The 24,251-nt window shown below is 71.2% G+C and carries 20 protein-coding genes; 9 read left to right on the top strand and 11 right to left on the bottom strand.

Annotation, left to right across the window (positions count from 1 at the left end):
- Positions 1 to 20: 20 nt before the first annotated feature.
- The 4 genes from rpoZ to BO39_RS06200 form a co-directional block, all read right to left on the bottom strand.
- Complete coding sequence (gene rpoZ, locus BO39_RS06185; RefSeq protein ID WP_043831126.1) at positions 21 to 419, bottom strand: DNA-directed RNA polymerase subunit omega; 399 nt, start codon at positions 417 to 419, stop codon at positions 21 to 23.
- A 73-nt stretch (positions 420 to 492) separates the two neighbouring features.
- Positions 493 to 1,038 (bottom strand): 2-amino-4-hydroxy-6-hydroxymethyldihydropteridine diphosphokinase, encoded by a 546-nt coding sequence (folK, locus tag BO39_RS06190; protein ID WP_245614998.1) that lies wholly within the window; start codon positions 1,036 to 1,038, stop codon positions 493 to 495.
- Positions 1,004 to 1,690: a sulfite oxidase-like oxidoreductase gene (locus BO39_RS06195; protein WP_043831128.1), complete on the bottom strand. Its 687-nt coding sequence runs from the start codon at positions 1,688 to 1,690 to the stop codon at positions 1,004 to 1,006. The genes folK and BO39_RS06195 overlap by 35 nt, the downstream gene beginning before the upstream one ends.
- 50 nt (positions 1,691 to 1,740) lie before the next feature.
- The gene (locus BO39_RS06200) at positions 1,741 to 2,574 is read right to left on the bottom strand and encodes an alpha/beta hydrolase family protein (protein WP_169742733.1); all 834 of its coding nucleotides are present in this window, start codon (positions 2,572 to 2,574) and stop codon (positions 1,741 to 1,743) included.
- A 169-nt stretch (positions 2,575 to 2,743) separates the two neighbouring features.
- Here BO39_RS06200 and BO39_RS06205 point away from each other — a divergent pair, with 169 nt between their 5' ends.
- The 5 genes from BO39_RS06205 to BO39_RS06225 all read left to right on the top strand — a co-directional run bounded on the left by BO39_RS06205 (position 2,744) and on the right by BO39_RS06225 (position 14,306).
- Positions 2,744 to 4,222 carry an efflux transporter outer membrane subunit gene (locus tag BO39_RS06205; protein ID WP_245614999.1) on the top strand — a complete coding sequence of 493 codons (1,479 nt, stop codon included), beginning with the start codon at positions 2,744 to 2,746 and terminating at the stop codon, positions 4,220 to 4,222.
- On the top strand, positions 4,219 to 5,520 hold the full coding sequence (locus tag BO39_RS06210) for an efflux RND transporter periplasmic adaptor subunit (protein WP_156963529.1): 1,302 nt from the start codon (positions 4,219 to 4,221) through the stop codon (positions 5,518 to 5,520). Before BO39_RS06205 ends, BO39_RS06210 begins: the two co-directional genes overlap by 4 nt.
- A complete protein-coding gene (locus tag BO39_RS06215) occupies positions 5,517 to 8,615 on the top strand; it encodes an efflux RND transporter permease subunit (protein WP_043831129.1) in 3,099 nt (1,032 codons plus the stop codon). The genes BO39_RS06210 and BO39_RS06215 overlap by 4 nt, the downstream gene beginning before the upstream one ends.
- A 10-nt stretch (positions 8,616 to 8,625) precedes the next feature.
- Positions 8,626 to 11,727, top strand: coding sequence for an efflux RND transporter permease subunit (locus tag BO39_RS06220; RefSeq protein WP_043831131.1), 3,102 nt, complete (start codon positions 8,626 to 8,628; stop codon positions 11,725 to 11,727).
- 221 nt (positions 11,728 to 11,948) lie between these two features.
- On the top strand, positions 11,949 to 14,306 hold the full coding sequence (locus tag BO39_RS06225) for an FdhF/YdeP family oxidoreductase (protein ID WP_043831133.1): 2,358 nt from the start codon (positions 11,949 to 11,951) through the stop codon (positions 14,304 to 14,306).
- A 10-nt stretch (positions 14,307 to 14,316) separates the two neighbouring features.
- On the opposite strand, the gene smpB is transcribed toward BO39_RS06225, so the two are convergent.
- Positions 14,317 to 14,805 (bottom strand): SsrA-binding protein SmpB, encoded by a 489-nt coding sequence (gene smpB / locus BO39_RS06230; protein ID WP_043831135.1) that lies wholly within the window; start codon positions 14,803 to 14,805, stop codon positions 14,317 to 14,319.
- Between the two features lie 4 nt (positions 14,806 to 14,809).
- Positions 14,810 to 15,688, bottom strand: a complete 879-nt coding sequence (dapA, locus tag BO39_RS06235; RefSeq protein ID WP_043831137.1) for a 4-hydroxy-tetrahydrodipicolinate synthase — start codon at positions 15,686 to 15,688, stop codon at positions 14,810 to 14,812.
- A gap of 150 nt (positions 15,689 to 15,838) precedes the next feature.
- On the opposite strand from dapA, the gene BO39_RS06240 reads away from it, so the two are divergent.
- From BO39_RS06240 to BO39_RS06255, 4 genes are read left to right on the top strand one after another with little or no spacing between them, the layout of a single operon-like run.
- The gene (locus BO39_RS06240; RefSeq protein WP_043831139.1) at positions 15,839 to 17,797 is read left to right on the top strand and encodes a lytic transglycosylase domain-containing protein; all 1,959 of its coding nucleotides are present in this window, start codon (positions 15,839 to 15,841) and stop codon (positions 17,795 to 17,797) included.
- On the top strand, positions 17,794 to 18,639 hold the full coding sequence (locus BO39_RS06245) for an alpha/beta fold hydrolase (RefSeq protein WP_043831140.1): 846 nt from the start codon (positions 17,794 to 17,796) through the stop codon (positions 18,637 to 18,639). The genes BO39_RS06240 and BO39_RS06245 overlap by 4 nt, the downstream gene beginning before the upstream one ends.
- Positions 18,639 to 19,079, top strand: coding sequence for a phosphatidylglycerophosphatase A family protein (locus BO39_RS06250; protein WP_043831141.1), 441 nt, complete (start codon positions 18,639 to 18,641; stop codon positions 19,077 to 19,079). The genes BO39_RS06245 and BO39_RS06250 overlap by 1 nt, the downstream gene beginning before the upstream one ends.
- Positions 19,079 to 19,567: a CinA family protein gene (locus BO39_RS06255; RefSeq protein ID WP_043831143.1), complete on the top strand. Its 489-nt coding sequence runs from the start codon at positions 19,079 to 19,081 to the stop codon at positions 19,565 to 19,567. Before BO39_RS06250 ends, BO39_RS06255 begins: the two co-directional genes overlap by 1 nt.
- On the opposite strand, the gene BO39_RS06260 is transcribed toward BO39_RS06255, so the two are convergent.
- The 5 genes from BO39_RS06260 to BO39_RS06280 all read right to left on the bottom strand — a co-directional run bounded on the left by BO39_RS06260 (position 19,564) and on the right by BO39_RS06280 (position 24,247).
- Positions 19,564 to 20,628 carry a threonine aldolase family protein gene (locus tag BO39_RS06260; RefSeq protein WP_043831145.1) on the bottom strand — a complete coding sequence of 355 codons (1,065 nt, stop codon included), beginning with the start codon at positions 20,626 to 20,628 and terminating at the stop codon, positions 19,564 to 19,566. The genes BO39_RS06255 and BO39_RS06260 overlap by 4 nt on opposite strands.
- 67 nt (positions 20,629 to 20,695) lie before the next feature.
- Positions 20,696 to 21,187: a type II toxin-antitoxin system RatA family toxin gene (locus BO39_RS06265; RefSeq protein WP_043831147.1), complete on the bottom strand. Its 492-nt coding sequence runs from the start codon at positions 21,185 to 21,187 to the stop codon at positions 20,696 to 20,698.
- Positions 21,187 to 22,272, bottom strand: coding sequence for a lipoyl synthase (gene lipA / locus BO39_RS06270; protein ID WP_084697896.1), 1,086 nt, complete (start codon positions 22,270 to 22,272; stop codon positions 21,187 to 21,189). The genes BO39_RS06265 and lipA overlap by 1 nt, the downstream gene beginning before the upstream one ends.
- A 71-nt stretch (positions 22,273 to 22,343) precedes the next feature.
- Positions 22,344 to 23,738: a dihydrolipoyl dehydrogenase gene (lpdA, locus tag BO39_RS06275; protein ID WP_043831149.1), complete on the bottom strand. Its 1,395-nt coding sequence runs from the start codon at positions 23,736 to 23,738 to the stop codon at positions 22,344 to 22,346.
- Between the two features lie 29 nt (positions 23,739 to 23,767).
- Positions 23,768 to 24,247 (bottom strand): GNAT family N-acetyltransferase, encoded by a 480-nt coding sequence (locus BO39_RS06280; protein WP_043831151.1) that lies wholly within the window; start codon positions 24,245 to 24,247, stop codon positions 23,768 to 23,770.
- Positions 24,248 to 24,251: the final 4 nt, after the last annotated feature.

A 24,251-nucleotide genomic window follows, 5' to 3' on the forward strand; every position in this document is an offset into this window, starting at 1 on the left:
GGTGCTGCGGCTGCGCGCGGTCAGCGGCGGCCGCCCAGCTCGGCCGCGATGGCGGCCTCGAGGTCGTCGCCGGACATATCCTCGACCTGCATGCCCGCCTCGCCGGCGCTCTCCTCGGTCACGTCCATGACGCCGAAGATGTTCTCGTCGGTGGCGATGAGGTCGATCACCTCCTCCTCCACGGGCTCCGGCTCCGGGGCGCGCAGGAGGGACTTAATGATGTCCTGCTCGAGGCCACCGAGCTCGACCGTCTGGTCCGCGATCTCGCGCAGCGCGATAACGGGGTTCTTGTCGTTGTCGCGATCGACCGTCAGCTCGTCGCCGCGCGAGATGGCGCGGGCGCGCTGCGCGGCGAGAAGAACGAGATCGAAGCGGTTGGGAACCTGAAGGATGCAGTCCTCGACCGTGACGCGGGCCATGGCGGACTCCCTAAGCTGTGTACGGGGCGAAGGGATGACATAGAGAGCCGCCGTTCCAAAGGCAAGGCCAGCCCTATCCGGCCGGGCGCATGGGAGCGTCCGGCAGGGAGCGGAGCATTTCGGATACGCTACGGCCGCTCGCCGGCTCCGTCCAGTCCGGCCAGACCTCCGCCAGGGGCACCAGGACGAAGCGGCGCAGGTGGGCGCGCGGATGGGGCAGCACCGGGTCCGGCGCCGCCCGGACCAGCCCGCCCATGGCCACGATGTCGAGGTCGAGCGTGCGCGGCGCGTTGGGATAGGGCCGCACCCGCCCAGCGGCGTCCTCAATGGATTGCAGCGCCCGCAGCAGCGCCGCCGGCTCCGCCGCGCCCCGAAGCCGGGCGACGCCGTTCACGTACCAGGGGCTGCCGGGGTCCGGCGGCTCGGGCGCCGTTTCCCACCAGCGGGAGACCGCGACGAGGGAGAGGCCGAGCAGCCCGTCCAGGGCCGCCGCGGCGCGCCGGCAGGTGGCAAGCGGCGCCGCACCATCGCTTCCCGGCAGGTTGGCGCCGATGGCGACGAGCGTATCCCCCTGCCCCGCGGGCTCAGGAATAGCGCTCTTCCCGCCAGGGATCGCCACGGTCGTGATAGCCGCGGACCTCCCAGAAGCCAGGCTTGTCCTCGGCGATCAGGGTGATCCGCCGGATCCACTTCGGGCTCTTCCAGAGATAGAGGTGCGGCACCACGAGGCGCAGCGGACCGCCGTGCTGGCGGCTCAGCGGCTTGCCCTCCCAGTGCGTGGCCAGGAGGTTCTCCGGGCGGGCGAGGTCGTCCAGCGGCAGGTTCGTCGTGTAGCCGTCATGCGACTCCATCGTGACGAAGCGGGCCTCGGGGCGCGGCTCGGCCTGCGCGAGGAGGTCGATGATCGCGATGCCCCGCCAGTCGTTGTCGTAGCGCGACCACTGGGTGACACAGTGGATGTCGTTCCGCCGCTCCTCCTGCGGCAACGCCATCAGCTCGGCCCAGGAGAGGGAGAGCGGGTTGCCCACCAGCCCGTCGATGTCGAGCCGCGCCGCCGCCTCGGCCACGGCCGGCTGGATGCCGAGGTCGAGCACGGGCCAGTCCGTCACCAGGCGCTGGCCGGGCGGCAGGCGGTCCTGGTCGGGGTCGCCGGCGGTGCCGGTCAGCAGCCGGCCCTCCTCGGCCCAGCGCTGCTTCGTGCGGATGAGCTTTTCCTTGATGCCCTCAAGGAGGCCCTCGGGCTTGCCGGCGGGCGTGTTGCTGTCGGTCATGGCGTCATGAGGTGCCCTTGCTGGCGCGCGGATGCAACGGGAAGTCGGGGTCATGGATGCGAATCGAGCCAGGCGTCGACCGGGGGGCCCCAGACCGGCTCTCCGGCCCTCGCATAGAACATGTCATGCCCGTCCGTGCCGAAGGCGGGAAGCTGCAGGAGGGTGGAACGGCCGCCGGCGCGGGCATGGGCGGCCTGCATCTCGGCCACCAGCTCCGGCCCGAAGAAGGTGTCGTTGGGCGTATGGATCCAGAGCAGCGGCAGGGCGCCCGGCCGGGCCTGCGCCGCCAGCCGCCCGGCATCGGCCACGAGGCGCTCCGGCGCGCAATTGTTGTTCGGCAGGTCGTCTCGCCGCCCTCCCCGTCCCGGCGCGACGGCGACGATGGCGGAGACGCCGGGCGGTGGGTCGGCCGCGAGGGCCAGCACGCCCCAGCCCCCGGCCGACTGGCCAATGACCGCGATGCCGTCGGGGGCAACCCCCGGCATTCCTCGGGCCGCGGCGATGGCGGCGCGGATGTCGCGCGCCGTCTCGCGCGCCCCGGCCGCGTAGTTGGGGGCATTGCAAGGGCCGTAGCCCTCCATGAAGCCGGTATCGGCGCCATAGCCGCGGCGGAGCGGCGCGAGCACCGCCTGCCCGCGGGCGAGGAAGTGCCGCGCAACGGAGGAGTCGCAGCTCAGCAGCCCGTAGCGCCGGCGCGCAGCCGCCTGTCCGGGCGAACCGTGGTTGACGACGACGAGTCGTGCGGGGCCGCTGCCGCCGGGCAGGCAGATCCGGGCGGGGATCGGCCGCGGGCTGCCGTCCGCACCGGGGACCTGGACGATGATCGTGTCGGGCTCCGCAACGGGCGCCCCGGCGCAGGCTGCGAGGACCAGTGACGAGGCCAAGGCCATCAAGAGAGATGAAAGCCGGCCCATGATACGGCGCGGCGGGGCGGCCTGTGGCAGGCCTGCCGCGCCGGGGCGGCATTCCCGCCGCATCAGTGGCGAAGGGTAACGAGGCATGGGGTCCGACCCGGTTCCCGCCTACTATACGGGCGTGCAAGACGAGATGTCAGTGACCCTGCCCCCCCGCGCGACGCGCCGGGGCACCAGCCAGATCATGCTCGGGACCATCCTGGGCCTGCTTCCCGGCGGCTGCGCGCTGCTACCCGACGCGATCCCCGGCATCGCCAGCGGCCCGGACCGCTTTCGCGAGGCCCCGCCGGACGCCAGGGCCACTTGGCCCGACCCCGACTGGTGGCGCGGCTTCCGCTCCGTGGAGCTGGACCGGCTGATGGGCCGCATCGCCTCCCAGAACCTCGACCTCGCCCAGGCGGAAGCGCGCGTGCGCCAGGCCGATGCCTCCGCGCAGATCGCGGGCTCGGCGCTGCTTCCCCAGGTGACGGCGGGCGGCAGCACGCAGCGGAGCCGCACCGGCCAGGGCGGTGCCGCCATCCGCCGCTACTCGGCCGACCTCGCCGCTTCCTACGAGCTGGACCTCTGGGGGCAGAACCGGAACAACTTGCAGGCGGCGCTCCTCGCCGCCCAGGCACAGCGCTTCGACCTCGGCACCGTGCTGCTGACCACCGAGGCCTCGGTCGCGAACACCTATTTCACCATTCTCGAGGCGCGGAACTCGCTCCGCATCCAGGAGGCGAACCTCGCCGCCGCGCGCCGGGTGCTGAACGTGATCCGCCAGCAGGTGGCCGCCGGCACCGCGACCGGCCTGGACCTCGCCCAGCAGGAGACGGTGGTGGCCCAACAGGAGGCGGCGGTTCCGCCGCTGCGGCAGGCGGTGTCGCAGAACACCGCCTCGCTGGCCGTGCTGATCGGCCTCGCGCCGACCGAGCTTGACGTGATCGGGGAGGGTTTCAAGGGGCTCGACATCCCCTCCCCCGCCCCCGGCCTGCCCTCCGCCCTGCTGGCGCGGCGGCCGGACGTGCTGGCGGCGGAGGCGGCGCTGGCGGCGGCGAATGCGGACGTGGCGGTAGCGCGGGCGGCCCTCTATCCCAATATCACCCTCTCGGCCCAGGGCGGGTTCCAGTCGGCGCTGCTGGGCACGCTGCTGCGGCCGGAGGCGCAGTTCTACAGCATCGCGGCCAACCTCGTGCAGACCGTCTTCGACGCGGGCGCCACGCGCGGCCGCATCGCCCTCTCCCGCGCCCAGGCGGAGGAGCTTCTGGCAGCCTATCGCCAGGCGATCCTCTCCGCCCTCTCGGACGTGGAGAGCGCGCTGGCGGCGCTGCGCGAGACGACCGAGCAGGAGCGCCTGCTGGCTGAGGCGGAGCGGCGGGCGGCGCGGGCCTATTCGGTGGCGGAGGAGCAGCTTCGGGGCGGGATCATCAACCTGATCACGCTGCTGAACACCCAGCTCACGCTGTTCACGGCCCGCCGGAATCTCTCCCGCGGGCGGCTGCAGCGCTTCCAGGCGGCGGTCGGGCTTTTCCGGGCGCTCGGCGGCGGCTGGGGTCCGGGCGTCTCCGGGGGCGGCGCGATCAGGATTTCATCGGCCACTCCCCCGGCGGGAGTGGGCGTGTCGGGGGGGAGCCGATGAGGCGTATTTCGGGATGGCTCCTGGCCCTCGTGCTGCTGGCAGGGGCCGGCGGCGCGGGTTGGTGGTGGTGGGAGCACCGGGGCGCCAACGATCCCTCCGCGGCGCAAGACCAGGCCGGGGCCCAGGGGCAGCAGGGCGGTGCCGTCGGGCCGGGCCCGGGGCGGCAGCGCGCCGGCGCCGGGGGAGGACCAGGCGGCCGCCGTCCGGGTGGCGGTGTCCCCGTTCCGGTGACGGTCGCCGAGGCGGCGCAGCGCGACGTGGCGCTGACCGTGGACGCGCTCGGCAGCGTCGTGCCGCTCGAGAGCGTGGTGGTCCGCACCCAGCTCGACGGCCAGCTCATGGAGGTAAACTTCCGCGAGGGCCAGGAGGTCGCCAAGGGTGACGTGCTGGCCCGCGTCGACGACCGGGCCGCCCAGGCCGCGCTACAGCAGGCCGAGGGCAAGCGCGCCTACGACCAGGCGCAGCTCGCCAACGCGCGGGTGGACCTGCAGCGCTACCAGGGCCTCGCCCAGGGCGCCGGCGTCACGCGCCAGCAGCTCGACACGCAGCGCGCGCAGGTCGCCATGCTGGAGGCCCAGGTGCGCCAGGACGATGCCGCGATCGAGCAGGCCCGCACGCAGCTCGGCTTCGCGACCATCCAGGCGCCGCTGGCCGGCCGGGTCGGTATCCGCCAGGTCGATCCCGGCAACATCGTGCGGGGCTCGGACACCAACGGCATCGTCACGGTGACGCAGATGGCACCCATCGGCGTCACCTTCACCCTGCCGCAGCAGGAGTTGCCGCGGCTGCTGCGGACCATGGCCGCCGGCCCCGTGCCGGTCGAGACCCTGCCCGGCCCCGGCAACGCGCCCACCGCCCGCGGCACGCTGCTGACGGTGGATAACGCCGTCGACCCCACCACCGGCACGATCAAGGCGAAGGCCACCTTCCCGAACGAGGACCGCGTGCTCTGGCCCGGCGCCTTCGTGAACCTGCGCCTTCGGATCGAGGTGGTGCCGCAGGCGACCGTCGTGCCGCTCGTCTCCATCCAGCGCGGCCCGGACGGCACCTACGCCTTTGTGGTGAAGGAGGACCGCACGGTGGAGCAGCGGCCGGTCACGGTCGGGCAGATGACGCTGTCCGACGCCGTGGTGCAGTCCGGCCTGCGCCCCGGAGAGCGGGTGGTGACCTCCGGTGGCCTGCGCCTGAGCGCGGGGACCACCGTCGCGCTTTCCGATGACACGGCGCCCACGCGGCCCGCCGGACCGCGCCCGCGGCGGACGGCCGATGCCCAGCCGACCGCGGGATCACCGAATTGAACATCTCGGCCCCCTTCATCTCCCGGCCGGTCGCGACGACGCTGCTGTCGATCGCGGTGCTGCTGGTCGGGCTCTGGGGCTACCTGCGCCTGCCGGTCTCCTCCTTGCCGGAGGTGGATTTCCCCACGATCGAGGTGTCCACCCAGCTTCCCGGCGCCTCCCCCGATACCGTGGCCCTGCTGGTCACAGCGCCGCTGGAGCGGCAGCTCGGGCAGATTGCGGGGGTCTCGGTGATGACCTCCACCTCCGGCCCGGGGACGAGCCGGATCGCGCTGCAGTTCGCGCTGGACAAGGATCTCGACGAGGCCGCGCAGGACGTGCAGTCCGCGCTGGATGCCGCGCGGGGCACGCTGCCGAACACCCTTCCCTACCCGCCGCTCTACGCGAAGGTGAACCCGGCGGACCCGCCCATCATCACCCTCGCCCTGACTTCCGACACCCTGCCGATCGCGCGGCTCTCGGACACGGCGGACACGCTGCTCGCGCAGAAGCTGGCGCAGTCGGCGGGCGTCGGGCGCGTGACCGTGCAGGGAAACATGCGCCCGGCCGTGCGCCTCAGGATCGACCCCGCGCGCCTGGCCGGCTACGGCCTCTCCATGGCCGACGTGCGGACGGCCGTGACCTCGTCCAACGCGAACACGCCGAAGGGCTCGCTCGACGGGTCGCGCCAGGCTTCGACCATCATGTCGAACGATCAGATCACGACGCCCGCGGCCTTCGCCGACGTGATCGTGACCTATCGCAACGAGGCCCCCATTCGCCTGCGCGACCTCGGTGAGGCGGTGGAGGGGCTGGAGAACGACCGCAACGCCGCCTGGTTCAACGGGGAGCCCGCGGTCATCCTCGACGTGCAGCGCCAGCCGGGTGCCAACATCGTCGATACCGTCACCCGCATCCGCGCCCAGCTTCCGGACCTCGAGCGCGGCTTGCCCGCGGGGATCCGCATGTCCATCGTCTCCGACCGCACGGAGACGATCCGCGCCTCCGTGCGGGAGGTGGAGCTGACGCTCGTGCTCTCCACCGTGCTGGTGGTGGCGGTGATCTGGCTGTTCCTGCACTCCGGCCGCGCGACCATCGTCCCGGCGGTCTCGCTGCCGTTGTCGCTTATCGGCACCTTTGCCGTCATGTCCTGGCTGGGCTTTTCGCTCGACAACCTCTCCCTCATGGCGCTGGTGATTGCGACGGGCTTCGTCGTGGACGACGCCATCGTCATGATCGAGAACATCGTCCGCCACATCGAGGAGGGGATGGCTCCTCTCCCCGCCGCCTATGCCGGCGCGAAGGGCATCGCCTTCACCATCGTTTCGCTCACCGTCTCCCTCATCGCCGTCTTCATCCCGCTGCTCTTCATGGAGGGGGTGGTCGGCCGCCTGTTCCGGGAATTCGCGGAGACGCTGACGGCCGCCGTGCTCGTCTCCATGGTGATTTCCCTCACGCTCACGCCCATGATGTGCGCGCTGCTGCTGCGCCCGGCTGCCGAGGAGAAGGGCCGGGTCGCGCGGGCGGCGGACCGGGTCTTCGACGCCCTGCTCGGCGCCTATCGCCGGGCGCTGGCGGTCACGCTGCGCTTCGAGGCCCTGACCCTGCTCGTGGCGCTCGGCACGGTGGTGCTGACGGGCTGGCTCTACGTCGTCATCGACAAGGGCTTCCTGCCGGCACAGGACACGGGGCTGATCCAGATCGCCACCGAGGCGCCGGGCGATGTCTCCTTCTCCCGCATGTCCGCCCTCCAGCGGCAGGTCGCGGATGCCGTGCGGGCGGACCCGGCGGTTCTCTCGGTCACCTCCGTGGTTGGTGCCGGCACGGTGAACGCGACGCTGAACGGCGGCCGCGTGACTGCGGTGCTGCGCCCGCGCGACGAGCGCGACGAGACCGCGCAGGAGATCATCGCCCGCCTCTCGCCGCGGCTCGCCGACATCGTGGGGATCGTGAGCTATCCCTCCGCCGTGCAGGACATCCAGATCGGCGCGCGGGCGAGCACGACGCAGTACCAGTTCACCATCGTGGATGCCGATGCGGCGACCCTCAACGCCTGGTCGCCGCGCATCCTCGCCGCCCTGCGCCAGCGGCCGGAGCTGCGCGACCTTTCGAGCGACCAGCAGCAGCAGGGGCTGCGCCTGACCGTGGACGTGGACCGCGCCCGCGCCGGGCGGCTGGGCGTGACCATGCAGGTGATCGACGACGCGCTCTACGACGCCTTCGGCCAGCGCCAGATCTCGACCATCTACGCCGCGAACAACCAGTACCGCGTCATTCTCGAAGCCTCGGCCGACTTCCTCGCCGATCCCACCCGCCTCGGCCTGCTGCGGGTGGCTGGCAGCACCAACGGCACGGCGACCGTCGTGCCCCTCTCCGAGGTCGCGCGCATCGGCCGCGCCTCGGGGCCACTGCAGGTGACGCGGGAGAACCAGTTTTCCGCCGTGACCTATTCCTTCAACCTCGCGGAGGGCGTTTCCCTCGGCGGCGCGGTCGCGGCGGTGGAGGGGACGCTCCGGCAGCTCAACGTGCCCTCCACCATCACCGGCCGCTTCGCAGGCGACGCCGCGGAGTTCAGCTCCTCGCTCCGCAGCCAGCCCTGGCTGATCCTGGCGGCTGTGGTGGTGATCTACATCACTCTAGGCGTCCTCTACGAAAGCCTCGTCCACCCGCTGACGATCCTCTCCACCCTGCCCTCCGCCGGCATCGGGGCGCTGCTGGCCCTTCAGCTATTCGACCTCGACCTTTCGGTGGTCGGGATCATCGGCATCCTGCTGCTGATGGGCATCGTGAAGAAGAACGCGATCATGATGATCGACTTCGCCCTCGACGCGCAGCGGGAACACGGGATGGCGCCGAGGGAGGCCATTACCCAGGCGGCGCTGCTCCGCTTCCGCCCGATCACCATGACGACGCTCGCCGCCCTCCTGGGCGCTCTGCCGCTCGTGCTCGGGCACGGCGCGGGGTCGGAGCTTCGCCTACCGCTCGGCGTCTCCATCGTCGGCGGGCTGTTGCTGAGCCAGCTCGTGACGCTTTTCACCACCCCTTCCGTCTATCTCGCGCTTGAATGGGTCCGCGCGCGGCTGCAACGGCGCCCGGCCGCCGTGCCGGCGGAGTGAGGGCCCCGCAATGAGCATCTCGGGCCCCTTCATCGCGCGGCCCATCGCGACCTCGCTGCTCGCGGTCGGCATCGCGCTCATCGGGCTGGTGGCCCTCTTCCGCCTGCCGATCGCCGCCATGCCGCGCGTGGACATCCCGACCATCGTCGTCACCGGCAGCCAGCCGGGCGCGAGCCCGGAGACGATGGCCGCGACCGTCGCCGCGCCGCTGGAGCGGCGGATCGGCACGATACCGGGGGTGACGGAGATGACCTCCTACTCCTCCCTCGGCAGCACGGTCGTCATCATCCAGTTCGACCTCTCCCGCACCCAGCGCAGCGCGGCGCGGGACGTGCAGGCGGCCGTGAACGGTGCGCGGCAGGATCTGCCCTCGGGGCTGCCCACGCCGCCTACCATCCGCAAGATCAACCCGGCCGATGCGCCGGTCATGATCCTCGCCATGTCCTCCGAGACCATCACCGGCCCCGCCGTCTACGACGCCGCGGACTCGCTCGTCGCGCAGCGCCTGGCCCAGGTGCCGGGGGTCGCGCAGGTCTCGGTAAACGGTGGCGACCAGCCGGCGGTGCGCGTGGCGGTGAACCCGGCCGCGGCGGCAGCGGCCGGCGTCTCGCTGGATGCGATCCGCACCGCCATCACCGGCGCCAACGTGACGCAGGCCACCGGCTTCATCGAGGGGCCGGAGCAGAACGCCGCCATCCAGACGAACGACCGCATCGGCAATGCCGCTTCCTACAGCGGCGTCGTCGTGAAATCCGCGAACGGCACGATCGTGCGGCTCGATCAGCTCGCCCGCGTCGAGGACGGCGTGCGCAGCCGCCGCCAGGCCGGCTGGTTCAATAACCGCCCGGCCATCCTTCTCGTGGTGATGAAGCAGGCCGAGGCCAACGTGATCGAGGTGGTGGACGGCATCCGCGCCATGCTGCCGGAGGTGCAGTCCTGGGTGCCCGCCGGCACGCGGATCGAGGTGGTGAGCGACCGTTCCGTGACCATCCGCGCCTCGGTGGAGGAGGTGCGGACGACGCTCGCCCTGACCATCGGCCTCGTCGTGGGCGTCGTCGCCGTCTTCCTCCGCCGCTGGGCACCGGTGCTGGCGGCCAGCGCCGCCGTGCCGCTCTCGCTGCTCGGCACCGTCGCCGTGATGTGGTGGATCGGCTACTCGCTGAACAACCTCTCCCTCATGGCTCTGACCATCTGCGTCGGCTTCGTGGTGGACGACGCCATCGTCATGATCGAGAACATGGCGCGCCACCGCGAGCGCGGCCTCGCTCCCCTGGAGGCGGCGCTCGCGGGCGCGAAGGAGATCGGCTTCACCGTCCTCTCCATCACCGTCTCGCTCATCGCGGTCTTCATCCCCTTGCTCGCCATGGGCGGGATCATCGGCCGCATCTTCCGTGAGTTCTCGGTGACGCTCGCCGTTGCGGTCGGCATCTCCGGCGTCGTTTCCCTCACGCTGACGCCGATGATGGCGGCCTGGATGGAGCGGGGCGGGCCGGAGAAGCCGCCCGGCCGCCTCGCCCGCGCCTTCGAGGGCGGGCTGTCGGCCCTGGTGGATGGCTATATCCGCAGCCTCGGTTGGCTGTTGCGCTTCCGGTGGAGCATGCTGCTGGCCACCATCGCGCTGATGGCGCTGACGGTCTGGCTCTACGTCATCGTGCCCAAGGGCTTCCTGCCCAGCCAGGACACGGGGCTGATGACGGGCAGCACCCAGGCCGCTCCCGACACCTCCTTCGCCACGATGGAATCACTTCAGCGGCGGGTCGTAGCCATCATCGCCGCCGATCCGGCGGTGGAGAGCGTCGGCGCGACGGTTGGCTCGAATGGCGGCCAGGGCGCGGCGAACCGGGGGCAAATCTACATTACCCTCAAGCCGCTCGCCGAGCGCGGCATCAACGTCGAAGGGGTGATCGCACGTCTCCGCGCACCGCTGGGCCGCATCCCCGGCGCGGCCGTCTTCCTTCGCGGCCAGGAGGACGTGCGGATCGGCGGGCGCCAGGACTCCGGCAGCTTCTCCTACGTGCTGCTCGGCAACGACGTGGAGGAGCTGCGCCAGTGGTCCCAGACGATGGTGCAGGCGCTCCGCGCCGTACCCGGGATCAACGACGTGACCAGCGACCAGGATCGCGCGGGGCTGGTGACGCGCGTGGAGGTGGACCGCGCCGCCGCCGCGCGCCTCGGCGTGACGCAGACTGAGATCGACGCGGCACTGAACAACGCCTTCTCCCAGCGCCAGGTCTCGACCATCTATCGCGCGCGGAACCAGTACCGGGTGGTGCTGGAGGTTGATCCCTCGCTCCAGCAGGGACCGAACGACATCTCCCGCATCTTCGTGCCGGGCCAGGGGACCACGCAGGTGCCTCTCTCGGCCCTCGCGCGGGTCGTGCCGGCTTCGGCGCCGCTCGCCGTCACGCACCAGGGCGGGTTCCCTGCGGCGGCCATCTCCTTCAACCCCGATCCTGGCCTGAGCGTGGAGGAGGTGCGGCAGAAGATCGAGGAGGTGCAGGCCCAGATCCACATGCCCAGCAGCATCCGGCCGCAGTTCGGCGGGAACGCGGCGGCGGCGCAGGCCTTCTCGCGCGACATGCCGCTGCTGATCGCTGGAGCCTTCTTCGCGATCTATATCGTGCTCGGGGTGCTCTACGAGAGCTACGTGCACCCGCTGACCATCATCTCCACCCTGCCGACAGCCGGGCTCGGGGCGCTGCTGGCCCTGCTGGTCACGGACACGCCGATGACGGTGATCGCGCTGATCGGCGTCATCCTGCTGCTGGGCATCGTCAAAAAGAACGCCATCATGATGGTGGACTTCGCGCTGGAACATGAGCGGCAGCTCGGGGGAACGAGCGAGGAGTCGATCCTCGCCGCCTGCCGCGAGCGCTTCAGGCCGATCCTGATGACGACGCTCGCGGCCCTCTTCGGCGCGGTGCCGCTGGCGCTCGGCACGGGCACAGGGTCGGAGCTTCGCGCGCCGCTGGGCATCGCAATCATCGGCGGGCTCATCGTCTCGCAGGTGCTGACGCTCTACACCACGCCGGCCGTCTACATCGCCCTCGATCGGCTGCGCTCGAGGCGGGGGGCGGGCGGCGAGGTGGCGAACCCGGTTCCCGCGGAGTAGCGGGGCAACGCCACGGGCGCGCAGCCCATGTCCTGCGCGTGAAGAAACAGTCATCCACTCGTGCAACGATCCCGTGGAATCGCGCGCGCCCTTGCCCCTGGCGCGGATCCGGCCACGGCGCAGGAAACGCGCCCACCCCCTCGACGTTGCCGACCTGACCGGAGGATCCATCCTCCGGCGGCAAGCGGCACGGCCGCTGGTGGAACGGGTGGGGCAGCCGGATGAGCGACCAGGACGAGACGGTTCACTACGACGGCTCCTCGGGCGGCTGGGGCTCGCTCCGGGGCATCGCCCGCATCTTCGGCGAGGAGTGGAACACCCCCGCGGTGATGGAAACGCTCGCGCGGCAGAACAAGCCGCGCGGCTTCATGTGCGTCTCCTGCTCCTGGGCCAAGCCCGCCGACTACCACGCCTTCGAGTTCTGCGAGAACGGCGCGAAGGCGACGCTCTGGGATCTGACGACGCGCCGCTGCACGCCCGAGTTCTTCGCGGAGCACACCGTCACGGAGCTGCGCGGCTGGTCGGACTACGACCTGGAGCAGACCGGCCGCCTGACACACCCCATGCGCTACGACCGCGCGACCGACCGCTACGTCCCCTGCGCCTGGGAGGAAGCCTTCGAGGCGATCGGGCGCGAGCTGCGGGGCATCGACCCGAAGTCGGCCGTCTTCTACTCCTCCGGCCGCGCGAGCCTTGAGACCTCCTATCTCTACGCCCTCTTCGCCCGGCTCTACGGCCACAACAACCTGCCCGACAGCTCGAATATGTGCCACGAGACGACCTCGGTGGCGCTGAAGAAGGTGATCGGCGCGAGCGTCGGCACGGTGGTCTTCCAGGACCTCTCCAACTGCGACGCGATGTTCTTCTTCGGCCAGAACACCGGCTCGAACAGCCCGCGCTTCCTCCACCCGCTGCAGGAAGCCGCCAAGCGCGGCGTGCCGATCGTTACCTTCAACCCCGTGCGGGAGAAAGGGCTGGAGCTGTTCACCAACCCGCAGAGCCCGGTGGAGATGCTCACGGGCAAGGCGACGAAGATCAGCAGCCAGTACCACCAGGTTCGTCCCGGCGGGGACATCGCGGTGCTGATGGGCATGTGCAAGCACGTCTTCGCCGCCGACGACGAGGCGAAGAAGACCGGCCGCCGCGTGCTGGACGCGGATTTCATCAAGCAGCACACGACAGGGCTGGAAGAGTTTGAGGCTCAGGTGCGCGCCACGCCCTGGGAGCGGATCGAGGCGGAGTCCGGCCTCACCCGCGAGGCCATCGAGGGCGCGGCGCAGGTCTATGTCGAGGCGGACCGCGTGATCGGCATCTACGGCATGGGCCTGACCCAGCACGTGCACGGCTTCGAGAACGTGACGATGTTCGTCAACCTGCTGCTGCTGAAGGGCAACATCGGGCGGGACGGCACCGGCATCTCGCCCGTGCGCGGGCATTCCAACGTGCAGGGCCAGCGCACCGTCGGCATCTCCGAGAAGCCCGAGCTGGTGCCGCTCGATCGGCTGGCCAAGCAGTTCGGCTTCGAGCCGCCGCGCGAGGAGGGCAGGAACACGGTCGCCACCTGCAAGGGCGTCCTCGCCGGCGAGCTGAAGGCCTTCATCGGCCTGGGTGGCAACTTCCTGCGCGCCATCCCCGAGCGCGACCGGATGGAGGAGGCCTGGACGCGGTTGCGGCTGACCGTGCAGGTCGCCACCAAGCTCAACCGCAGCCACCTCGTGAACGGCGAGGTCGCCTACCTCCTCCCCTGCCTCAGCCGGACGGAGAAGGACGTGCAGGCGAGCGGGCCGCAGACCGTGACGATGGAGGATACCTTCAGCTGTATTCATGGCTCCATCGCCCAGCGCGTGCCGGCGAGCGAACACCTGCTTTCCGAAGTGGCCATCGTCGCCGGCCTGGCGAAGGCGACCCTCGCCCCGAACCCGCATGTGAAATGGGACGAGTGGGTGGCCGACTACGCCCGGATCCGCGAGCAGATCGCCGAGACCTACCCGGACGAGTTCCACGATTTCGAGGAGCGCAAGTTCACGCCCGGCGGCTTCTACCGCGGCAATTCCGCGCGCGAGCGGATCTGGAAGACCGAAGCCGGCAAGGCGATGTTCACCCCGCCGAAGGTGATGTCCTCCACCGGCTTCGAGGACGCGCCCGGCCGCTACCGCCTCATCACCATGCGCAGCAACGACCAGTTCAACACGACCATCTACGGCTACAGCGACCGGCTACGCGGCATCGAGGGCACGCGCAACGTGATGCTGATCAACCCCGAGGAGATGCGCCGCGCCGGGCTGCACGAGGGGCAGGTCGTCTCGCTCGTCAGCGATGCGGGGGACGGGATCGAACGCGAGGTGCACGGTCTGGTGGTCATGCCCTTCTCGCTGCCCGACGGTTGCCTCGGCGCCTACTACCCCGAGATGAACCCGCTGATGCCCGTCACGCACCACGACGAGCATTCCAAGACGCCCGCAGCCAAGTCGGTGCCGGTGAGGATCCGCCCGACAGACGAGACCCGCAAGCCGGGGCTGGAGCCGGTGAGCCACACCACGCGCGTCGAGGGCCGCCCCGTCGGGATCGACGCCGCCTGAGGGGTGCGCGCTAGCCCTTGTCGCGCATGACACGGGCCTTGTCGCGCTTCCACTCGCGGTCGGCGATGGCGGCGCGCTTGTCCGCCTTGTTCTTGCCCTCGGCCAGGCCGAGGGTGAGCTTGGCGAGGCCGCGGTCGTTGAAGTGGATATCGAGCGGCACCAGCGTGGCGCCCTCGCGCGAGATGGCGCCGGCCAGCGTCTCGGCCTGCTTCCTGTGCAGCAGCAGCTTGCGCGGCCGCCGCGGCTCAAACTTGGCAACGACACTGCCGGCCTGCCACTCGGGGATGTAGAGGTTGAAGATCCACATCTCCCCGTCGCGCTCGCCGGCCCAGGCCTCGGTCAGCGTCGCGCGGCCGGCGCGCAGGCTCTTCACCTCCGGCCCGACGAGCGCGATGCCGGCTTCGTAGGTGTCGAGGATCTTGTAGTCGAAGCGCGCCTTGCGATTCTGCGCGGCGACGCCGTGACTGATCAGGGTCTTCTTTTTCTTCGGTTCTGCCATGGGTTCAGTTCAGCAGCCCGGCACCGCTGAGGGCGGTGCGGACGCGCGTGCGGGAGGCCTCGGCGATGGGCGCCAGGGGCGGGCGGCAGTAATCCGTGCCCTTGCCGAGAAGGCTCGCCGCGAACTTCACGGGGCCGGGCGAGCTCTCGCAGAACATGGCATCGTGTACGGGAACCAGCCGGTCCTGGATCGCCATCGCATCGGCCAGCCGGCCCTCGGCCCAGGCGTCGTGCATTTCGCGGCACAGGCGCGGCGCGATGTTGGCAGTGACGCTGATGCAGCCGACGCCGCCGGCTGCGAGGAACGACAGCACCGTGTGATCCTCCCCCGAGAGCTGGCAGAACTCGGGGCCGCAGGCAGCGCGGGTATGCAGCGGGCGCGTCAGGTTCGCCGTCGCGTCCTTCACGCCGACGATGTTCGGGTGCTTCGCCAGCCGCGCCATCGTCTCCACGCTCATGTCCACCACGCTGCGGGGCGGGATGTTGTAGATGATGATGGGCAGGTCCACGGCGTCCGCGATCGTCTTGAAGTGGAGGTAAAGTCCCTCTTGCGTCGGCTTGTTGTAGTAGGGCGTGACCACCAGCACGGCGTCAGCCCCTGCCCGCTTCGCGTGCTGCGCCAGCGCCACCGCCTCGGCCGTGCTGTTCGAGCCGGCGCCGGCGATCACCGGAACCTTCCGGCCCGCGGCCTCGATGCACATCTCCACCACGCGCTGGTGCTCCTCGTGGGAGAGGGTCGGGCTTTCGCCCGTGGTGCCCACGGGGATGAGCCCCTGCGTGCCCTCGGCCACCTGCCAGGCGACGAGGTCCTGGAAGGCGCGCTCGTCGAGTTTGCCGTCCTGCGTCATGGTCGTGATGAGGGCGACGAGCGAACCCTTGAACATCTGGCGTTTCCTGGCGGCGGGGAGTGGGGTGATGTGGGGTGCCGGCGCCCCCCGCGCCAGCCTCCCCCGGCTTACGCGGAGCCCCACGGCAGAACAAGGGCCAAGGCGGCACGGGACAGCGCGCTTCGGGACGCGCTAGAAACGTTGGCCATGCCTCTCCGCCCCAGGCCGCTCGCGGCCCTGCTCCTCCTCTCCCTCGCGATGCCCGTCTCGGCCCAGCCCTGGGCGGGGGAGGTGCAGCGCAACGCCGGGCGGACGGCGCTCGCCCTGGCCAATTCGGGGCGTTACGCCGCCGCCGAGGCCGCGGCGGCCCAGGCCGACCCGCTTGTGGCGAAGATCGCCCTCTGGCTGCGCCTCCAGCAGCGCGGACAGGGGACGGGGGCGGAACTGGCGGCATGGATAGCCGCCAACCCCGACTGGCCCCTGCCCCAGACGATGAACCGCCGGGCGGAGGAGGCGCTGGCCGCCGATCCCGACGATGCCCGCGCCCTCGCCCATTTCGCCCGCAACGCTGCGATGACGCTCGACGGCGCGCAGCGCCACGCCGATGCCCTGACGCGCTCGGGGGACGCGGGGAAGGCCGCCACCATCCTCCGCGCCGCCTGGGCCGGGGGCTTCGGCGATGCCGCGGCCGAGGCCGGCTTTGCCGAGCGCAATGCCGCCATCCTCACCGCGGAGGACCGCTGGCGCCGCTTCGACCGCCTCTTCCTCTCGCGTGACCTCTCGGATGCCGGGCGGGCAGCGGTCTGGGTCGATCCCTCCCGCCGCGGCCTGGCCGATGCGCGCCTCGCCATGGCCGGTGAAGCGGCGGTGCCGCTCACCCAGTCCGACGACCTCGGCCTGCTCACCGCCAGCGCGCGAATGCTCCGCCGGGCTGATCGGGACGCCGAGGCCGCCGCCGCCTGGGCCGCCGCCACGCCCCTCCAGCGCGACCTGTCACCGGAGGGCGCGAAGACGATCTGGGCAGAGCGCCAGATCCTCGCCCGCAAGCTCCTCCGCCAGGGCGGGGACCGGCTGGCCTATCAGGTGGCCTCCGAGCACGGGCAGGTCTCCGGCGAGCCGCGGCAGGAGGCGGAGTTCCTCGCCGGCTGGATCGCGCTCCGGCGCCTGAACAACGCCTCCGCCGCCCTCCGCCACTTCACCGCCCTGGCCGAGGGCAGCGCGAGCATCATCACCCGCGCCCGCGCCGCCTACTGGCAGGGACGCGCGCTGGAGGCGAGCGACGCAGCCCGCGCCAGGACGCGCTACGCCGAGGCCGCGCAGCTCGGCACCGCCTTCTACGGCCAACTCGGCGCCCTGGCGCTGGGGGAGGACGAGGCACGTCTTGCAGCGCGCATCGGGGCCACCACGCCGCCCCAGCCCACAGCCGAGGCCGCGTCGATCTTCCCCGAGCGGGAACTGGCGGCGGCGGCCGCCGCACTCGCCGATCTCGGCGATGCCCGCCGCGCCCGCATCTTCCTCCTGCGGATGGAGGAACTCTCGCCGGACGCCGCGGACCGCCTGCTCATCGCCCGTCTCGGCGCCTCGTTCGGCCGCCCGGACTTCGCGGTCTGGATCGCCCGTCGCGCCGGCGCGGACGGGGTGATGCTGCTGCCGGACGGCTGGCCCGCCCCCTACCCTGCCCCGCCCGGCGCGCTGGAGCCCGCGATCGTCAACGCCATCGCCCGCCAGGAGAGCAATTTCGACCCGGAGGCGGTCTCCTCCGCCAACGCGCGCGGCCTGATGCAACTCCTGCCGGCCACCGCCGCCGGGGTGGCCCGCCGCCTGGGCATCCCGCACCAGCCGGGATGGCTGACTACCGATCCCGCGCACAACATGCGGCTCGGCTCGCAGTACCTGGCGGACCAGATGGAGCGCTTCGGCGGCAACCTTGCCCTGGCCGCCGCCGCTTACAACGCCGGCCCCGCGCGGGTTGGGGAATGGCTGGCCACCTATGGCACGCCGGGCGAAGGGGGGCTGGACGTGATCGACTGGATCGAGCTGATCCCCTTCTCGGAGACGCGGAACTACGTGCAGCGGGTGGTGGAGAACACGGTGGTCTACCGCGCGCGCGATCCCTCGACGGCCGCCCTGCCGCACCCGCTCCGCCGCTGGATGGCCGCTCCTTGACGCCGATCCAGCATCGCGTCCGCGCGCGGGACGGGCTGCGGCTGAGCGCACTTGAATGGAAGGGGGACGCGCGGCGCACGCCGCTCCTCCTCCTCACCGGCATCTGCCGCACGGCCTGGGACTACGAAGGCCTCGCCGCCCGCCACGCCGGCAGGCGGAGGATCATCGCCCTCGAATACATGGGCCATGGCGACAGCGACCGCGCGCCCGAGCTCTCCCGCTACCGGCCCGAAAAGGCCGTCGGCGACGTGCTGGACGCCTGCGCCGCCCTCGGCGTCTCGCGCGCGGCGGTGGTCGGCACCTCCTTCGGCGGCATCATGACCATGGTGCTCTCGGTGCTGCGCCCGACGCTGCTGCGCGCGGTGGTGCTGAACGACATCGGGCCGAAGATCGACCCGCGCGGGCTTGGCCTCGTCGGCGGCTTCGCCGGTTACGACCCTGGCTTCGAGCGGATCGAAGAGGCCGTCGCCTACTTGCGGAGCGTCATGCCGCTGATCCCCCTCCCCGACGAGGACGCCTGGCGGCACTTCGCGGCGCTCACCTACAAGCCCGGCCCGGACGGCCGCCTGCACCCGCGCTGGGACACGCGCATCCAGCAGGCGATGGAGGCAGGCGGCGGCGAGTTGAACCTCGGCCCCGTCTTCCGGGGCCTGCGCCCCATCCCCGGCATGCTCGTCTGGGGCGAAAGCAGCGAGTTCCTGGCCGCCGACACCGTGCGCGCCATGGTGCGGGACAAGCCGGACCTTGAGTTGGTGAGCCTGCCCGGCGCCGGCCACGCCCCCACGTTGAACGAGCCCGAGGTGGCGGAACCGCTGGATCGCTTTCTGGAAGCCATCCGCTGATGTCGCCAGCCATCGCGGTGGCGAGCCTGCTCGGCATCGGGCGGCTACGTCCGGCGCCGGGCACCTGGGGATCGCTCGTCGTGCTGCCGGCGGCGCTGCTCGGGCCCTGGTGGTGCCTCGCCCTGGGCATCGGCTTCGCGGTCGCCGGCCACTGGGCCATCTCCACCCTGCCCGAGGCCCGAACCGACCCTGGCTGGGTGGTGGCGGACGAAGCGGCCGGACAGTGCCTCGCGCTCGCCGCCCTCGCGGACGGCGCCTCCTTCTGGTGGGTGCTGGCCGCCTTCGCGCTCTTCCGCGCCCTCGATATCGTCAAGCCCGGCCCCGTCGGCTGGGCCGACCGGATGGAAGGGAGCCTGGGTGTGATGCTCGACGACGTACTGGCGGGGCTGATCGCAGCGGCGGTGCTGCTGGCCGCGCGTTTCCTGCTGGGAGAGGTCTGATGCCAGAAGCGGGCTACGAGGCAGCGGCCGGACTGCTGGAACTCCTCCGCGCGCACGGCCTGACCATCGCCACGGCCGAATCCTGCACCGGCGGCCTCGTCGCCGGCGCGCTGACGGCCGTGCCAGGATCGTCCGATGCCGTGGTCGGCGGCTTCGTCACCTATTCCAACGGCATGAAGACGCGGATGCTCGGCGTGCCCGAGGAGGTCCTCGCCAGCGTCGGCGCCGTCTCCGAAGCCTGCGCCCGCCGGATGGCCGAGGGCGCGGCGCGGGAGAGCGGGGCCGATATCGGCGTCTCCACGACGGGCATCGCGGGGCCCGGCGGCGGCAGTGCGGAGAAACCGGTGGGCCTCGTCTACATCGGCGCCGCCCGCCGCGACGGCCGCTCCGAGGTGCAGCGCCACGTCTTCCCCGGCGACCGCGCCGCGGTTCGCGCGGCCACCGTGGAAGCCGCGCTGCGCCTCGCCGCGGAGATGGCGCGCGCCTAGTGCCGCAGGATGCGGCGCACGGCCTCCAGCGCCTCGTCGATCATCGGCGCCTGAACGTCGAGATGCGTGCAGGCCCGTAGGCGCCCACCGAGGGCGCTGACCGAAATACCCTCCGCCAGCAACGCCGACTGTAGCGCTGCCGGCGCCATCCCCGCCGCGGTCGGGTCGAAATAGACGAGGTTCGTGTCGGGTTCCTCGACCGACATGCCCTCGATCTGGCGAAGGCCCGCGGCGAAGCTCCGGGCATTGGCGTGGTCATCCGCCAGCCGGCCGACATTGTGGTCCAGAGCGTAAAGGCAGGCGGCGGCGCAGATACCGGCCTGCCGCATGGAACCGCCGAGCCGCTGCTTCCAGCGCCAGGCACGGCCGATGAACTCTTCCGACCCAACCAGCACGGCGCCGAGCGGCGCGCCGAGGCCCTTGGTGAAGTCCAGCCAGGCCGTGTCGAAGCCCGCGCACATCTCGTCGGCCGGCACGCCACTGGCCACGCAGGCATTCATCAGCCGGGCGCCGTCCATGTGGGTGGACCAGCCCTGGCCGTGCGCGATCTCCGTCAGCTCATTCAGCACCGCCACCGGCCAGACCGCGCCACCGCCGGTATTCGCAGTCTGCTCGATCTCGAGCAGCGTCTGCGGCGGGGCGTAGCGGCTGCGAGAGCGGATGGCGCCGCGCAGGGCATCGGCGTCGAACATCCCGCGCGAGCCGCGCAGCGGGTTGATCTGCACGCCCGCGATGGCCGCGTGGCTGCCGCCCTCGCTCGTCAGGATATGCGCGCTCTCGTGCGCCACCACCTCGTCGCCGTTGCGGCAATGCGTGTTGAGGGCGACGACGTTGCACATGGTCCCGGAGGGCAGGAACATCGCCGCCTCCTTGCCCAACAGCTTCGCCATGCGGTCACAAAGGGCGTGCACCGTCGGGTCGTCGCCGTGCTGCTCGTCGCCGACCTCCGCCTCCATCATCGCGGCCTTCATCGCGGGCGTCGGGCGCGTCTGCGTGTCGGAGTAGAGGTTGATGCGGACCGGGGGCGCACCGGGGGCGGGGCGCTCGGGGGCATGGACCATGGGACGGACCTCTCGCGACGTGTCGCGGGGGTTCTGCCAGCCGCGCGCCGCCCCGGCCAGGGGGCGGCTAGCCCTCGCTGGCTTTCGGGGCAGGGTTGGGGCGCGCCGTCAGCCCCGCGCTCGGCCTCTCGCGGCCGTAGAGCGCCATCGCCCGCCGCTCGAAGGCGCGGACCATCAGACGCACGGCCTCGTTGAAGACCGTGCCGATCACCGCCTGCAGCAGGCGCGACTTGAACTCGAAATCAACGAAGAACTGCACCTCGCAGCCGCCCTCCACCGGTGCGAAGTGCCAGTGGTTGTTAAGGTAGCGGAAGGGGCCGGTGAGGTATTCCACGTGCACGTGCCCCGGCCGCTCCAGTCCCACGCGGCTGCGGAAGGTCTCGCGGAACATCTTGAAGCCGATCGTCAGGTCCGCGATCAGCTCCCCCTCCTCCCGCGAGATCACGCGGGCGCCGACGCACCAGGGCAGGAACTCCGGGTAGCGGCGCACATCCGCTACCAGGTCGAACATCTGCTCGGGGGAGTAGGGGAGGCGCTTGCGCTCCGCGTGGGTGGGCATCAGGCCGCGTTCACGGAACGGCCGAGAGCGGCGTCGCGGGAGGCGCGGAGCGCAGCGTCGCGCGCAGCGCGCAGATCCGCAAAGTCGCGGTCGGCATGGTAGGAGGAACGAGTGAGCGGCGTTGCCGAAACCAGCAGGAAGCCCTTCGCACGAGCCATGCGGGCGTAATCCTCGAATTCCGAGGGTTCCACGAAGCGGTCCACCGCCGCGTGCTTCACGGTCGGCTGCAGGTACTGCCCGATGGTCAGGAAGTCGATCTCGGCGGAGCGCATGTCGTCCATCACCTGCAGCACCTCGGAACGGGATTCGCCCAGGCCCACCATGACGCCCGACTTGGTGAAGATGCCGGGATCCAGCCGCTTCACCTCATCGAGCAGGCGGAGGGAATGGAAGTAACGCGCGCCGGGCCGGATGGTCGGGTAAAGGCGCGGAACGGTCTCAAGGTTGTGGTTGAACACGTCCGGCCGGGCCTCGACCACCACCTCCAGCGCGCCGTCCTTGCGGAGGAAGTCGGGGGTGAGGATCTCGACCGTGGTCTCCGGCGCCGCCGCCCGGATGGCGGCGATCGTGCGGGCGAAGTGCAGCGCGCCGCCATCCTTCAGGTCGTCCCTGTCCACGGAGGTGATGACCACGTGGCGCAGCCCGAGGGCCGCCACCGCATCCCCCACCCGGCGCGGCTCGTCCTCGTCCAGCGCGTGGGGCATGCCGGTGGTGATGTTGCAGAAGGAGCAAGCGCGGGTGCAGATCCCACCCATGATCATCATGGTTGCGTGGCGCTGCGACCAGCACTCCCCGATATTCGGGCAGGCCGCCTCCTCGCAGACGGTGACGAGCTTGTTCTCCCGCATGAGGTTGCGGGTCTCGTGATAAACCGGGTGGGTCGGCGCCTTCACCCGGATCCAGTCCGGCTTGCGCTTGATCGGGTTGTCCGGCCGGTTCGCCTTCTCGGGGTGGCGCAACGCGGCCGGGGCCGCGCTCGGCACGATGCGCGCGATCGCGGGCGCCTCCGGAGCGGCCAGGACGGCCGGGGCCTCGGCGGCGGTGGCGCCACCGGCGCGGTGATCCACCAGGATACGGGTGGCCATGGGGTGTCATCCTAGGCCCCGCCCCCGGGTTCCGGGCGCGGGGCGATGGGGTTGGAGGCGGGTTCCGGCCGCTAGATGTGGATCACCCGCCCATAGGCATCAAGCACGGCCTCGTGCATGGCCTCGCTGACGGTCGGGTGGGGGAAGACGGTGTGCATCAGCTCCGCCTCGGTCGATTCCAGGGTGCGGGCGATGCCGTAGCCCTGGATCAGCTCCGTCACCTCCGGCCCGACCATGTGGGCGCCCAGCAGCTCGCCGGTCTTGGCATCGAAGACCGTCTTCACCAGCCCCTCGGGCTCGCCGAGCGCGATGGCCTTGCCGTTGCCGATGAAGGGGAAGCGCCCGACCCGCACCTCGTGCCCGGCCTCCTTCGCCCGCGCCTCGGTCATGCCGACGCTGGCCACCTGCGGGCGGCAATAGGTGCAGCCCGGGATGTTGCCGACGTCCATGGCGTGCGGGTGGAGCCCCGCGATTCCCTCCACGCAGATGATCGCCTCGTGCGAGGCCTTGTGGGCCAGCCAGGGCGGGCCCGCCACGTCGCCGATGGCGTAGAGGCCGGGCTCGCCGGTGCGGCAGAGCTCGTCGATGACGATGTGGGAGCGCTCGACCTTCGCCTTGGTGTTCTCGAGGCCAAGATCCTCGACATTGCCGACGATTCCCACGGCCGAGATCAGCCGGTCCGCCGTGATCTCCTGCACCTTGCCGCCGACCTCGACACTGACGGTCACGGAATCGGCCGACTTGGTGACCTTCCCGACCTTGGCGCCGGTCAGGACGTTCATCTTCTGCTTCGTGAAGGCCTTGTGGACGAAGGCGCTGATCTCTGCGTCCTCCACCGGCAGGATGCGGTCCAGCGCTTCGATGAGCGTCACCTGCGCGCCCATGTTGAGGAAGAAGCTCGCGAACTCGCTGCCGATGGCGCCCGAGCCGACGACGATGAGGGACTTCGGCATCATGTCCGGCACGAGCGCCTCGCGGTAGGACCAGATGAGCTTCCCGTCCGGCTCCAGCCCCGGCAGAACGCGCGCGCGGGCGCCGGTCGCGAGGATGATGTTCTTCGCGGCCAGTTCCGCAACCGGCTTGCCGTCCTTGGTCACGGAGAGTTTGCCGGGGCCGGCGAGCTTCGCGGTGCCGTCATAGACGGTCACCTTGTTCTTCTTCATCAGCCCCTTCACGCCCGACGAGAGCTGCCCCGACACGGCACGGGAGCGCTTCACGACCTTCTGGAAGTCGTAGCGGATGTTGTCCGCCGAGAAGCCATAGGCATCCAGCGTGTGCAGGAGGTGGTTGATCTCGCTCGCGCGCAGCAGCGCCTTGGTCGGGATGCAGCCCCAGTTGAGGCAGATGCCCCCGAGATTCTCGCGCTCGACGACCGCCACCTTCATCTTCAGCTGAGAGGCGCGGATCGCCGCGACGTAGCCGCCAGGCCCGCCGCCCACCACAACCAGATCGAATTCGTCCGCCATCGCGACGCTCCTTCCCTATCCCGCCAGTACTAACTCGCCAGCCGCGCGAGAGCGTCGCCGCTCACCCGCCGCCCACGCCATTCATCGAGCGCCTCGGCGCCCAGCCCCTCGTAGAACTTGATGGCGGGCTCGTTCCAATCCAACACCTGCCAATCGAGCCGGGCCCAGCCCCGCTCCACCGCGATCCGCGCGAGGTGTCGGAAGAAGGCGCGGCCGATGCCGAGGCCCCGGTGCGGGGGCTCGACAAAGATATCCTCGAGGTGGATGCCCGGCTTGCCCGTGAAGGTGCTGACGTTGTTGTACCACAGCGCACCGCCGACCACCCGCCCGCCCACTTCCGCCAGCACCGCGTGCAGCAGCGGCGCGGGGCCGAAGAGAAGCGCGCGGAAATCCTCCTCCGTCGCGACGGCGCGGTGGGAGAGCCGCTCGTACTCCGCGAGGGCGCGCACGAGGCGCAGCACCGCCGGCAGATCGTCCGGCGCGGCGTCGCGGAGGAGGAAGCCTTCCATCCCG

It is taken from the genome of Roseomonas aerilata DSM 19363 (assembly GCF_000711725.1).
In the GTDB taxonomy this organism is placed as follows: Bacteria; Pseudomonadota; Alphaproteobacteria; order Acetobacterales; family Acetobacteraceae; genus Roseomonas; species Roseomonas aerilata.